Here is a 14,160-nt window from a genome sequence, read left to right as displayed (position 1 = left end):
TCTACAGGCCGTACTTTTGCAACAGCATTCGGCTCAGGCTTCGCGCCAGCTCGAGTCTTTCGTAGGCCAGATCAATGGATCGTTGCGCGTATTCCTGATCGGATATCGGCGCACGATTGGCAGAGGGTTCGCGCAATGCTTCGAGGCGATCCAGTCGCTGATCATAGAGGCGATCATTGGCCTCGAACCGGTCAGGATAGATGTCACGCAGATACTGTTCCCAGAACGGTTGTTCGAGCATGCCATTGACCAGACCGTCGCCGACCTCCCTCTCCAGCACGGTGTCGTAGGCCCGGTCGATGGCGTCCTCCGTCACCCCGGCGATGGCTCTGAAGAGCATGGAATCGGATTGCCAGGGCAGGTCAAGGCGTTGCGCCAATGCGGTCTGATAGGCCAGATAGATTTCCACTTCTTCGGCCCTGCCGGGGCGCGACAGGGAATCGGCCAGGGCAATTTGGTTGACCCGATCCAGACGTGTCGCACCTTTGCTCAACGTTACCAGTCGGGACTCCAGTTCGGCGGCAGACGTCGAATAGGCGTGCGCCTGGGACACGAGCGCCTGCACGCCCATACGGTTGAAAATTTCGGAGCTGGCATCCTCACAGTTTTCCGGGTTTTCAGCCGTGCGGAACAGTTTTTCACGCAAGGGCGAATCAAGATCCATGGCATCGATCAGTTCCCAGACACGGCGCGACAGTTGTTCCCGTACCCATCCGCCGGCCCGGTAATCCGCGGAAGTGGTCAGGCTGTCGATAAGCCTGAAAAAGCCTTCGCTGTTGTCTTCGCTCATCAGGTTGTCCCAGGCTTCGACCCGGTAGTTGCCCAAGCCGGGGGAGCGATTGCCCCACAGTGACGAGTCGTCACTCAGCTGCCATTTGTCCCGCGCGTTTTGCGCCAGCGGCTCGTAGGCGTTCTCGCGGGGCAAGCCCACCGAGCGGCGGTACTCGTGAAAGGCCTGGCGGTGGGCGTCCAACAGTTTGCTGGAGTCCAGTCGCGCACGGGCGACAGTCCATGCGTTATTCGAGCCTCGTACGGCGCGGAGGATGGTTCGGATCGGGTTACCCGACAGATCAAGGAAAAAGCCCCGGGGACGATACTTGCCCAGCAAACCCTCGGGCCATGTGTCGATGCCTGTGTAGGCCAGGTTCAGTACCCTCAGGCGTGGCATGCGCCGGACATTCGGCGCCAGGCTCAGCGGGTTGTATTCAAGTCGCAGGGTTTGCAGGCGTGTCAGATTGCCAAGTTGCACCAATGCCTCATCTGTCAGCCGGATGCGGTTGTCGCTCAGACGCAGTGTTTCGAGCATGGACATTTTGCCGACCCCGGCCGGCACGCCTGTCAGGCCGCAGCGTCGTGCGCTGAACCGGCGAAGCTGGGTGAAGTCTTGCAACATCCCGTCAGAGCGTTGAGAGAAATCCATGCCATCCAGATTCAAGGTGGTGATCTGATTCAGGTAGTCTTTGATGTCCGGTAGTTTTTTCCACCAGCGCTCCAGGTTGTAATGCCGTAGTTCGCTGGACAGGTCCAGCGCATACCCGCCGGCGAAATGAGTGCTGCGTTCATCGAACACCCGCGGTTTTCTCTCGAAACACTCCACCAGGCGTTCAGCGATGTGCCTGACTGCGTCGGGCGCAATGGCGACCTCGTCGGGTAGAGTCCGCGTAATCTGATCCCCCCAGAGGCTCAGTATGTTGCGTAGCTTGTGCAGTTCGTGTTCGAGGCTTTTCATCTCCTTGGCAGGGTCAACATCACGAGGCACAGAGCGCACGAAGGTATCCACCTCCCGCTCGCTGAGATGCGGATACAAATCCTGCACCCGTTGCTCAATGGTTCGGGCCTGCTTGGTCAGCGACGGACCTCGCAGCAATAGGGTCGTTTCGCGCTCCGCTACCGGCCGGATCGGTGGCTCCAGCAACGCCGTGCGGCGTTCGGCCGCCGCTTCGGACTTGGCCATCAGCCACTCCTTGAACCAGGCGCCCTGACCGGGTTGGTAACCGAGTTCGAGGCGCGATGCTTCGGGTATGGCGCGCAAGATCGACTCATACAGATTGTAGGGTCTGTGCAGCATGCGATTTTCGTTGTCACGCACCTTGTATCGCCCGCGTTCATCACGTACCAGCACCCTGACGTTAGTGGCATCTTCGGCGCCTGCCTGGCAACGCAACGGGCCGTCGAAGGTGCCGTCGCGCACTTCGATGCGCAGCCCATTAAAGGCGTCACTGTTCAACCGCAATACGTTCAGGGCCAAACGCTCGGTGTCGGCGGTGATACGGGCGTTCTGGTAAAACCCCTCGCTGGCCCTTGCCGCGCGGGTTTCAAAGGCACATTCGCGGGCCAGGCTTTTAAGTCGCAGGGGAATGCGCTGCTGTTGGGTCAGCGCGTCCAGTTCGGCTTTTCCGGCACTGGCCAGCAGGGTTTCGGCGATGTCCGTCGGCAGGTCCGGCCACTGCTGTTGCAATCGCTGAACGTTGGCATCGTGGCTGACCTCCCTGGCGCGATACAGGTATTGCGCGAGGTCGGCCTTGCGCCCATCCACCCGCGCAGCCAGGTGCTCACGCAGCGCTTGTACGCGTTCATCGGTTGGCAGGCTTGCACCGAGTAAATCAGCTAGTTGCGCATCATTCAGAAAGTCCACCACTCGCACCGGGAGCTTGCCCGCCATCACGTCGCCGAGGCTGATGTTCAGCGTCTGGCTGGCGGACGCTTGGGCATGGCCATAGGTACGAAACATTCCGGTCAGATCGGACCGTGCATACACGCTCAGCGCGCAATCCGCTGGCCAGCCAGGGAGTTCGGTGACCAGTTGTTCGAACCAGTAGGAAGCCGGGTCTATGGCCTGCCCCGAACGAATTTGCTCACGGGCCACACCAATATCATTGAAGGCCCTGTAGCGTTTGAGGGTGTCGTCGAGCAGCAACGGCGGCGGGTTGTGCTCGACGTGCATTCGGCGCAACACCCCTTCTTCCGTGCTGCTGACCAGTCGGATGGCTTCCAGTTGCTCGGCACTGAAGCCATCGGTGCTGTGGCCAAGACGTTTCATCAGGGTCTGGACGTCCCAACTGCGTGGATCTTCCCCTTCGAACAGCCACGCACCGCGACCGTTGTTGGTCCCTTTCGGCGTGTAGGCGTCGGGGCGACTGGGGTGCTGGATGTGATGGTCGCCGGTAGCGGGATCTTTTTTTACGGCATAAAGCCCCTCGTCCAGAGGCAAAATGACTTGGCCTTCATGGTGATGCAGCCCCAGGGCGTCGGGCGTCGAATCTTTGGACAGGCTGATGTGCTTTTGCTCATACGGGCCAAGGTCGGGGTTCCACAACAGGGTTTTACCGTTGGGCAGTTGCACGGTAGTCATGCCTTCGATCAGCGGTGAAAGCTTGAGCTTGAACTCGCTGGCGATAGCGCCACCGACACCAAACGCCGCCAGTTGAATGACGTCGGTGACCACGCCGATCACATGTTCGGCGGCTTCGGCCCACAAGCCTTCGGCCAGGTCGACCACGCCCTCGATGACATCCGTGGTCAGTTGATAGGCGGTGTAGGCCAGCATCAGTTCTCCCAGGCCTGGCACAAAAGGTGTTACCACCATCAGCGCGACATTGAAGATGTCCGAGAGGATTTTCTTGAAGTTGTCCCACCAGGCCCAACGCGCTCGGCTGTCGGTGTCGGCGGTGGAAACGGCGATCTCCCGGCCATCATTGAGAATCTTGTTCAGTGATTGCTGGTACAGATGCTCCCAGAGTGGGCCGCTGATCGGCGTTGCATAAACCTGCAGGTTGGGATTGGAGACCGGCGTTTCTCGCCAACTTGGGTTTGGATCGGTCGGCGACTTTTCCTGCCATTTTACCTGGCTCAGGCGTTGCTCCAGGCCGGCGAAAAAATGCCCGCGCTGTTGCTGGTCAACGAACTGGCTGAAGAATTGTCGATACGTTTTGCCGGTAGACGGCAGGACTTTGTTTTCGAACAGTTGGCGGGTCATTTCCCTCAGGCAGGCGGTCCCCGACGGGTATTCCTTAAGCGGGTGCTCCGGGTCATGAGGGACGTACACCAGCACTCGACTGATGCCCATATTCTGCTGTTGCTCCACGGGCGTGAAGACCACGATACCGGTCAGGGTGGTGTCCAGCAGGCGCAGGTCACACGCCTGCATGACTTTGCCGTCCAGGGTCAGGCTCGTGAGCCCGTGGGCCAGGCCCAGCACCAGGCTGTGGGCATTTTGGCTGATGTCTTTTCTCTTCAGCGCAAGGTGCGCTGCGGCCTTGAGTGCGGATATCCGGTTGAGGCTGACAAAATGCTGCAAGGCCCCGGCGGCCACGGGGCTGGCCGGCAACAGAACATGTTCAAGATGACGCCTGTAACGGGCGCCGATATCCAGTTCACGGCACAGTGTCTGGAATTGTTTGATGGTCATTTTATGTTTGATGGGCACCACGTCGAAGTGCCCGCGCTGATCGGGCCTGGTAATAAACTCCGACGGCTCTTGGAAGGTTTCGGATCTTGAAAAATTATGCAAGGCCGCATCCAGTAAGGAGACGGTTCGAGTGATGACGCCATCGGAAGTATCGATCACATACCAGGGTTGATCCTTGGGAATGTAAAGCCTTAACCATGTTGCCTGCACATCCAGGTCCAGGCGATAGCGCTGTTTTAGCGCAGACCTGAGCAAGGGCTCGGCAAAGGTATGGATATCTTGAAGTGAGTCGAGCAATCGATCTACCGCGTTTTGGCTGTTCCAGGCCTCTATATTGGCCTTTTCAAGCGCTTGGCCGGCGCTGCTGTACCAGCTTTCGCGGATTGGCGGGACGCTGCCCAATGCCAAGCTTCTTTTGACTGAAGCCTGGGTAAAACAATGGTTGGTCGTGTCTTTAATCAGTGAGTAATGACGACCTTTATTGTTATGGGAGTTGTCCGATTCAGCCCAGTTGTTTACTGTTTGTAACTGAAGCATGGTGAGTTGTCTTCACGTTTAGGGGAAGTCTTAAAACTATCCGCTGGCGTGAGGAATAAAAGTCTAAATGTCCGTTCCTTAAGTTGGAGGTTGTCGTGTTAATGATTAAAAAACAGAGTCCCGAAAGTATTTAATTACCACCTTTGTAACTAATGCCGTTTAAGCCGTAGGAGAAATCGAAAACTCACGTGGCCGTCATCGCCGCACCACCGCTGGTGCCTGACACTCAGTGTTGCGACCCGGCTGCAAATACGGCGTCAGAATCGGCGCCATCCCTTTGAGCACCTGTACCGGCAACGCCGAAGTGAATTTGAATGTTTCAGCGGAGCGCCCCGGCACGAACGCGGTCAAGGTGCCGAAGTGGTGATCGCCGATGTAGAACACGAAAGTCGCGGTGCGGTTGATCGATTTCGAACTGAGGATCCGCCCACCAGCACCAATGGCTTCGATGCGGTTATCCCCGGTGCCGGTCTTGCCGCCCATGGCCAGCGGTGTGCCGTTCGGCAGTTTGAAACTGCCGGCCACCCGTTTGGCGGTACCGGCGTCTACCACCTGCGACAAGGCTTCGCGCATGGCCGTCGCCACCTCGGACGGCATCACTCGTTTGCCAACGTTCGGGTCATTGATCAACTGCGTTTCATACGGCGTATTGGCTGCGAAGTGCAGGCTGTCGATGCGCAATGTTGGCATCCGCACGCCATCGTTAAGGATGGTGCCGATCAATTCGGCCAACGCGGCCGGGCGGTCGCCGGAGCTGCCGATGGCCGTGGCCAGCGAAGGGACCAGGTGATCGAACGGGTAGCCGACTTTCTGCCAGCGTTGGTGAATGTCGAGGAACGCTTCGATCTCGAGCATGGTGCGGATACGACTGTCACGGGCACCCTTGTGCTTGCTCTTGAACAGCCAGCTGTAAACCTCTTGGCGCTCAAACTCACTGGCTTTGACGATCTGGCTGAACTTGGCGTCGGGGTTGTTCAGCAAGTAGCCGATCAACCACAGGTCCAGCGGGTGGACCTTGGCGATAAAGCCCTGGTCCGGCAGGTCGTAGGCGCCGGGGCCGTAGCTTTGATAGAGGCGGTCGAGGCGCTCATCGGTGAGTTTTTCGTTGAGCTTGTCGGTGCTTTTCACGCCTTTGAGGTGTGAGCGCACAAACAGGTTGAAGCTTTCCTGACTGGCTTGCGGCAGCAAGTAACGGTGCACGGCGGCCAGGCGCATGGCGGTGGGGTGCATGCCGTCGAGGAAGGTATCGAGTCGGGCTTCGGTGTCTTTGTTCTGATACTTCTTCCAGAACCGCAATAGGAACGAGGTGCCTTCGCGGTCGGCGAACTGGGCCAGGTATTCCTGACGGCGCGGGTCTCTGTCATCGCCGAGCAATTCGGCGCTGCTGTTGGGTCCGGAATAGGTGCTGTAGCGCACCAGGTCGCGCATCAGCCGAATGAACGGCAGGTTGATCGACTCACGTATAGCGTCGCGCAGGCTTGGCATACGGCCGTTGTCTTCATTGCGGAAGTTATGGAACACGTGCAGGCCGCCACCGGTGAAAAACGCCTCGCCGGGGCTGGCCGAGTATTTACGGTCCAGGGCTGCGCCAAGCATTTTCGGCAGGCTGCGGTCGGAGTTCTGGATCAGGTAATCGACGGCCCAACGGCTAATACGATCCTGCTCGGGAACCGGAGTTTTCTTCAGCTCGGCAACGGTCTTGTCGAGGTATTTATCGTGCAGCTCGGAAATGATCTGCAAGTACGTGGTCAGCACGCGCATCTTGGCGGTGGAGCCCAGTTCCAGTTTGCTGCCTTCGTTGATGTCGAAGGGTTGGTCGGTACTGTCGGTCTGTACCCGCACGCGCGAACCGTCCGGGGTCAATTCGAACAGGGTGAAGCTGTAGCGCACCTGAGTGGTACTGGTCGGCGTCAGCAGGCGTTCGCCGATCAGGCCGATCTGCCCGGCGAAGACAGGGTCGGCCAAGTGCTTGAGGTATTCGGTGGCCTGGGCCTGCAAATCGCTTTGCAAGGTGGTGGTGGCCGACAGATCGAGGCGGTCGAGGTCATACAGCGGACGGTTAAGCATCGAGGCCAAACGACTGCGGGCGGTGCTGATGCCTTTGTTGGTTTCGATCGGCTGGATGGTCGGTTGGGTCTGCCAGTCGCGGTAGGTCACCTGACTGGCCAGCGCGGCGGCGGCGAGCGGTGCATCGATGACGTTGTTCTGGGCGAGCAGGCGAATGTGGCTGTCGGTGAGGTCGGCCAGTTCTTCGTGGCCCTTGGTCAGGTAATGGGAAGGGCGGCGCTGGGCGATCATGAGTGAGAGCATTTCACGCAGGGCCAGGCCTTTTGCTGCCATGGTTTTTGGATCCGTGGCGGTGCTGGCCAGACTTTCATTGGCCTTGCTGAAATCGGCGCCGTACCAGACACGCAAGCCCTCGGCCATGCCATGCACTTCGCCGTGGCCGGGGACGGCCGATAGCGGCACGCTGTTGAGGTAGTCGCGCACCACATTTTGCCGCACCTCCAGCGTTTGCGGGCCGGGCTGATAGGCGCGCACGCTGGCGGAAATCATCTGCCGGATCTTCTCCGCTCCCGACACGGTCAAGCCGTCGGGTGAGTGGCGGTATTTCTCAAGCTGTGTCGCCAGGGTACTGCCGCCCGCCGACTGCCCCGGCATGTGCAACAGCTTGGCCACTTGGGACCACGCGGCCATGCCAAACCGTGGCCAGTCCACCGCCGGGTTGGCCAGGGGCTGCTGGGGGTCGAGCAGGAAGCGGTTTTCGATGAACAGCAAACTGTTGACCACCACCGGCGGGATCGATTCGAAGCTGGAATAGAGCTGTTGCGGATAGTTGAACTGGTACAGCGGAGCGGCGCGGCAATCGGTGATCGACAGCCCGGCCTGGATTTTCTCCGAATACGGTACGAACAAGCCGTGGTCGCTGTACTTCAGCAGCGCCGGGGAAAAGCGGGTTTGCGAGGCAATCACATAGTTACGCTTGATCAGCCGCGGCAGGAAATCCCCCATCGAGCTGTAGCCCAGCCGCAAATCGAACGGGCCGGCGCCGGGGTAGCGAATGGCGTCGCTGGGCCCGGGTTGCAGTTCGTAACTCAGGGACGCGGCAAATTTGCTGACTTCCCGGGCCTGAAACTTCGAGGTGCGCATTTCCTTGGCGGCAGCCAGGCCCAGCACGATCAGGATAATCAGCAGCAGCAACCAGAACGCCTTCCAGCCATGCTTGGAACGGCGGGGTTTTTCAGGTGGCGGCGCGTCATCCACACGTTCAGTTGGAACTTCGGTCTTGCTCGAATCGCTTTGCCATAACGCGCCCATAGTCGACTGATCCATTCACGCAGATTGATCGGACTTGTCTGAAGCTTAGACGGTGGTTGGCGATGGTGAAAAAATTGTGAACATAGAAATTTCGAAATGGCATGACTATTTTTGGGCTATGGGGCTTTGTTTCATGGCAGCTAATTCAGGTTTTTAAGTCGAACACTGTCCTGTGGCGAGCGAGCTTGCTCGCGCTGGGCTGCGAAGCGGCCCCTTTTTGTGAGCGCTGCGCACTCAAGCGGGAGCAAGCTCCCTCGCCACAATGAGGGGTAAACCTTGGGGGCAGTGTTCAAAGCCAACAGGCATCCCAGAGCGGGTAGTCGCCAATTTTCTCCACCAGCCCTGCGCGCAATGGATTGGCAACGATGTAGCGAGCGGATGGCAGGAGATCTTCACCATCGCGGATCGCCCGGTCGTGATAGCCGGTTTGCCAGAATGCGCCTTGAGTATCTGACGCTCGGTTGACGCTCAGTGTGCTGCGAGACTTGATGGCCTGCATGAGTTGGGCCAGGGAGCGCTGTTCGAGTTGCACCAGCCAATGAAAGTGGTCGGGCATGATGACCCAGGCAATCGAGTTGACCCATCGCTGCTCATGGGCTCGCCGGAGTTCAGCCACTAAGAGGCGCCCCAATCGCCAATCGCTGAATATTGGTCGGCGTTGATGCACGACCACAGTAATGAGATAGCCCCGCCCCTGCTCAGAGAAACGCCCGCGGCGCAATAAATGTGAGTTCGGATGTGGATGCATTCCATTGCGTCCTCTGGCAGTGACCTCAAATGACCCTAGCCCGCCACCTTCCTACTTGAAGCTGCAACTGCTGACTGAAAATTCCGAACTTGTTGAAGGAATCAATGTGACGACCCGTTCCTGTGGCGAGCGAGCTTGCTCGCGCTGGGCTGCGAAGCAGCCCCAAACCCATGTAGTCGCGGTGTGCCTGATAAATCACCATCACTGGGGTTTGCGCCTGCTGCGCAGTCGAGCGGGAGCAAGCTCCCTCGCCACAGGGTGTCATCGTCTGTAATGGTTGAGCTAGAGACTTCAGAGGGGTAAATACGACCTAGGTCTGAGCATGACGATGCACCAATGCTGTGCAATACTTGGCGCCGTTTCTACGGGTGATGACCGGGCATAAACCCAGGTAATGCCCCTCCGAAAACCGGGCTTTTGGCGGGACTTGTCGCTAAATGTTTTGGTTTATAGAGTGAAAATCCCTGCAATAAGCTTTTTATACTGCACGCCCGCTGATCTTGCAGGTTTTGTCCTACAAGACGGGTTTGCCCACGAGGCAGGCCCGGTTTCAGACAAGCAACGGCTTATCGGTCGACGCTTCGACACTCGGTGGTCACATCCAATAACAAGACGAGGTTGCACCCCTATGCCAGTTGGCAATCACCTGCCCCAAGGCGAGACCGCTCAGGGCGGCCCGCTCAAACGAGAACTCGGCGAACGGCATATTCGCTTGATGGCGCTCGGAGCCTGTATCGGCGTCGGCTTGTTTCTCGGCTCGGCCAAGGCTATTGAAATGGCCGGCCCGGCCATCATGCTGTCCTACATCATCGGTGGTCTCGCGATCCTGGTGATCATGCGCGCCCTCGGCGAGATGGCCGTGCACAACCCGGTCGCCGGTTCCTTCAGCCGTTACGCTCAAGATTATCTCGGCCCACTGGCAGGCTTTCTGACAGGCTGGAACTACTGGTTCCTGTGGCTGGTGACTTGCGTCGCGGAAATCACCGCCGTGGCGGTGTATATGGGCGTCTGGTTCCCCGAGGTGCCGCGCTGGATCTGGGCGCTGTCGGCGCTGATCAGCATGGGCACCATCAACCTGATCGCGGTGAAAGCCTTCGGTGAATTCGAATTCTGGTTCGCCCTGATCAAGATCGTCACCATCATTGCGATGGTCGTCGGGGGTGTCGGTGTGATTGCGTTCGGCTTCGGTAACGACGGTGTAGCACTGGGAATTTCCAATCTGTGGGCCCACGGCGGCTTCATGCCCAACGGCGTGCAAGGCGTGTTGATGTCGTTGCAAATGGTGATGTTCGCCTACCTCGGCGTCGAAATGATCGGCCTGACCGCCGGTGAAGCGAAGAACCCGCAGAAGACCATTCCCAACGCGATTGGCTCGGTGTTCTGGCGGATCCTGTTGTTCTACGTCGGTGCGTTGTTCGTGATCCTGTCGATCTACCCGTGGAATGAAATCGGCACCCAAGGCAGCCCATTCGTGATGACGTTCGAGCGTCTGGGCATCAAAACCGCCGCCGGCATCATCAACTTCGTGGTGATTACCGCGGCGCTGTCGTCCTGCAACGGTGGCATCTTCAGCACCGGCCGCATGCTTTACAGTCTGGCGCAGAACGGCCAGGCCCCGGCCGGTTTCGCCACCACCTCGAGCAATGGTGTACCTCGTCGCGCGTTGCTGCTGTCGATCTTCGTGCTGTTACTGGGTGTGCTGCTCAACTACATGGTCCCGGAAAAAGTCTTCGTCTGGGTCACCGCGATTGCCACCTTCGGCGCGATCTGGACCTGGGTGATGATCCTGCTGGCCCAGCTCAAATTCCGCAAAGGTCTGAGCGCCAGTGAACGTGCCGGTCTTAAATACAAGATGTGGCTGTACCCGGTGAGCTCCTACCTGGCGCTGGCGTTTTTGGTGCTGGTGGTCGGCCTGATGGCGTACTTCCCGGACACCCGCGTGGCGCTGTATGTAGGACCGGCGTTCCTGGTGCTGCTGACGGTGTTGTTCTACGTGTTCAAGCTGCAACCAACCAACGTGACGCAAGGCGCGGCGCGTTCGGTTTCTTGAGTGTGTAACGCCTGAAACGCAAAAGCCCCGGTCTTGATGATCGGGGCTTTTTGTTGCGGCACGTAGTTTACTGTGGCGAGCGAGCTTGCTCGCGCTGGGGCGCGCAGCGGCCCTAAATGCAGACACCGCAATCCTTCAGGTGTACAGCATCGACCGGATTACGACTGTTTCGCAGCCGAGCGGGAGCAAGCTCCCTCGCCACAAAAACCGGGCATCAATCAATTGACTGCCAAGGTTTGAACAGGCCGGGTCAACCGCTTGTTGAAATCCAGCCAGGCCCCCAACAACGCCATCAACCCGGCCCCCACCAGCGCGGTGAAGACCTGCATGACAAACGCATCGTCGGTCATGGCATTGACCATGTCCGCCAAAGGCGCCAACAGCACCCCCAGGCAGAAGACTTCCAGCGAATAACGGCCCATGCGGCAACTTTGCTGTGCCAGCCAGTTTTGCGTCCAGCCGCGACCGGGCAGCAACTTGGCGGTGACGTAGGCCAATGCCAGGAAATGCACCAGCCGCACCGGCGACAGGTCGGTCTTGCTGATCGGGTACAACAGATTGCTCAGGGCGGCCGGCATCACGGCGTCGTGTATGTCCGGCCAGCGCCAAGAGACGGTAATGACACCGGCCACCACCACGTACACCGCCGCACTGACAAACAACGGCTGGCGCATCAGCGGGCGAGTCTCGGGCAAGCGTGGTCGCTGCCCGTGGATCGCCGTGGCGCCGCCAAGCACAAACAGCAATTGCCAGACGACGGGGTTGAAGTACCACACGCCATCCTTGATCGCCGCCAGATTCCAGCCGAACCACGGCGCCAACAGGTACACGGTCAACGACATGGCCACGACCGCCCAGGCTTTGCGCACCAGCATCGGCAGCACCAACGGCAAACCCGCCAGCAGCACGATGTACAGCGGCAACGGGTCCATAAGGTTCGGTTTAAAGCGCAGCAGCAACTCATCCACCAAGGCCTGCTGAGGATTGGTGATGAAGTGGTGCATGCCCATTTCTTCCACCAGGTCGCGGGTTTCCACATGGCTGTTGGCGAAGAACACAATGCCCATCAGCATCGCCAGCAGGAAGATATGCACCACGTAAAGCACCCAGGCGCGGCGCAGGATCTTCACGCAAGCGATCAGGTAACCATCGCGCGCAAGGATCTTGCCGTAGGCCAGGACTGCCGCGTACCCGGCGAGGAACACGAAGATTTCGGCTGCGTCGCTGAACCCGAAGTTACGCGGGGTAATCTGGCCGAGGGGGTTATGCGGCACGTGATCCCAAAAAATGAAGATCAGGGCCAGGCCTCGAAAAAAGTCGATTCGATGATCGCGTTCAGACGTCATGACTGAGGGCTCTTGAACGGGTGTTGAGTTAGGAGTGGAGCGCTGCGCAAAAGGTGCATGCCGCACGTCGGCGGCGCGCAGGGTGCCGTGGTTGGCCGCTAATTGCAAAGGCGGGATATTTCGGGATGTCTCCGGGTATTGCCCGGCTACGCCGTCTGTCTAAAAGCCGGTGATGTATGCCCGGCGCCGGGTTCAAAGTTTCATGGCTTGAGCGTGGGCACCCCAAGGGGCACGGGCATGAGGATCGGCGAATGGCTCGACAGAGAACTCGGCGGCCGTCGGGTCTGGCTGTTCTTTGTGTTCGCAACCTTTGCCTACGTCCTGCCGCTGATCCTCGCTGATTATTCCTACATCGATGACAACTGGCGCTCACTGGCCGCCGGTTTGGGCTGGGCCGGGGAGGGGCGGTTATTCACACAGCTGTTTTACAACGCGATGACCTTCAGCGGTGCAGCGCCGAACATCTTCCCGTTACCGTTGTTGATTGCCTCGTTGGCCATGGCCTGGGCATTGACCCGCCTGACCTTCCATTACTTTGCCGAGCCGAGGTTATCCCACTGTCTGGTGGTGCTCGCGCTCTGGTACAACCCGTTTTTTCTGCAAAACCTTTCCTATCAATACGACGGGCCGGCCATGGTCTTGAGCCTGGTGGCCGTGATCTTCGCGATCACCTTTCGCAGCGCCTCCCGCGTCCAGCAATGGATCGTGCCTGCGTTGCTGATTGCGCTGGCCATCGGGCTGTACCAAGTCAGCATCAATGTGTTTTTCGGGCTGTGTTGTCTGGAGTTGCTGCGATTCGCGAATGACCGGCGCCCCTGGCCCGAGTGGTACCGCTTGATCGGCTGGAAACTGGCGCAAACGGGGCTGGCCTGGTTGATCTACGGCGCTACGGCTTACGCCTACATGAATCAGAGTCGCACCCTGTTGCTGAACTGGACGGCGGATCCTCTGCTGCAAGCCGAAATCAACGCGGGCCGGGTGCTGGAAAAAGTCATGCTGTTGTTCCACGGCGGATTCGCTTGGGTGTTTGCCGCGTTGTTGCTGTGCGCGGCTGCCGGCAGCGTTCAAGTGGGACGACGCCTGCTTGAGCGCCGGGAGGCGGGGCAGAAGAAAGCCCTGATCGGCGTGCTGTGTCTGCTGATCGTGCCCGCTACCGTGGTGTTGGTATCGGGTATCGCACTGTTATTTCGCGACTTCAATGAAGGCGCCCGAACCTTTATGGGCTTTGCCGTGCTGATGTTGCTGCTGTTCTACCTCAGTCATCTGGTGCTGGCCGCTGTGCATGAACGACTGCCGTTGCTGCTATTGATTCCGCTGCTGGCCATGCTGTCGTTGTCCTTCGCCTACGGGCGGGTGCTGATGGTGCAGAAGACCTTCGCCAACAGCGCGCTGTATGCCCTGAGCTACGACATTGCGTCGCGCCCGGCACTGCGCGATGCCAAACGTATTTATATGTCGGTGACGTATTCCGATCACTGGCTGTCGGGCGCCGCCGGTTCATTCAAACAGATGCCGGTGTTGCGCTATTTGCTCAACACCGACTACTACATGCTGGCCGAAAACCTGCCGAAGGTCGGCATCACCAACGTGGTCGCCGAGAGAGAGCGGCGCAACGCGACGCGGGTCGGCTATCAAGGGTTTGTGCCGCTGGTGGATAGCCAGTACTACCGCATTTATCTGCTGGGGGATTACGGTTTTATCGTCATGAAAGAGCCGGCGCCGATCACTGCGCTGCGCTGGTGAGTCGTGACCG

6 protein-coding genes are annotated in these 14,160 nt (G+C 59.0%); 2 read left to right on the top strand and 4 right to left on the bottom strand.

Going from position 1 to position 14,160, the window contains the following annotated elements:
• Window position 1: 1 nt before the first annotated feature.
• From RHM58_RS01995 to RHM58_RS01985, 3 genes are all read right to left on the bottom strand, one after another.
• Entirely contained in the window at window positions 2-4,810 is a 4,809-nt protein-coding gene (locus tag RHM58_RS01995) for an NEL-type E3 ubiquitin ligase domain-containing protein (protein ID WP_322269544.1), read from the bottom strand.
• A 330-nt stretch (window positions 4,811-5,140) separates the two neighbouring features.
• Window positions 5,141-8,263, bottom strand: coding sequence for a transglycosylase domain-containing protein (locus RHM58_RS01990; protein WP_322269543.1), 3,123 nt, complete (start codon window positions 8,261-8,263; stop codon window positions 5,141-5,143).
• A 289-nt stretch (window positions 8,264-8,552) separates the two neighbouring features.
• The gene (locus tag RHM58_RS01985; protein WP_201256522.1) at window positions 8,553-9,011 is read right to left on the bottom strand and encodes an REP-associated tyrosine transposase; all 459 of its coding nucleotides are present in this window, start codon (window positions 9,009-9,011) and stop codon (window positions 8,553-8,555) included.
• A 628-nt stretch (window positions 9,012-9,639) separates the two neighbouring features.
• Here RHM58_RS01985 and RHM58_RS01980 point away from each other — a divergent pair.
• A complete protein-coding gene (locus RHM58_RS01980; RefSeq protein WP_201206371.1) occupies window positions 9,640-11,061 on the top strand; it encodes an amino acid permease in 1,422 nt (473 codons plus the stop codon).
• A gap of 218 nt (window positions 11,062-11,279) precedes the next feature.
• Here the strand turns inward: RHM58_RS01980 and RHM58_RS01975 are convergent, their stop codons facing one another.
• Window positions 11,280-12,407: an OpgC family protein gene (locus RHM58_RS01975; RefSeq protein WP_322269542.1), complete on the bottom strand. Its 1,128-nt coding sequence runs from the start codon at window positions 12,405-12,407 to the stop codon at window positions 11,280-11,282.
• A 237-nt stretch (window positions 12,408-12,644) separates the two neighbouring features.
• Here RHM58_RS01975 and RHM58_RS01970 point away from each other — a divergent pair, with 237 nt between their 5' ends.
• Entirely contained in the window at window positions 12,645-14,150 is a 1,506-nt protein-coding gene (locus RHM58_RS01970) for a glucosyltransferase domain-containing protein (protein WP_201256524.1), read from the top strand.
• Window positions 14,151-14,160 lie beyond the last annotated feature (10 nt).

The organism is Pseudomonas sp. 10S4, assembly GCF_034344865.1.
GTDB lineage: Bacteria > Pseudomonadota > Gammaproteobacteria > Pseudomonadales > Pseudomonadaceae > Aquipseudomonas.
This window is presented reverse-complemented; position numbering and strand designations above follow the sequence as displayed.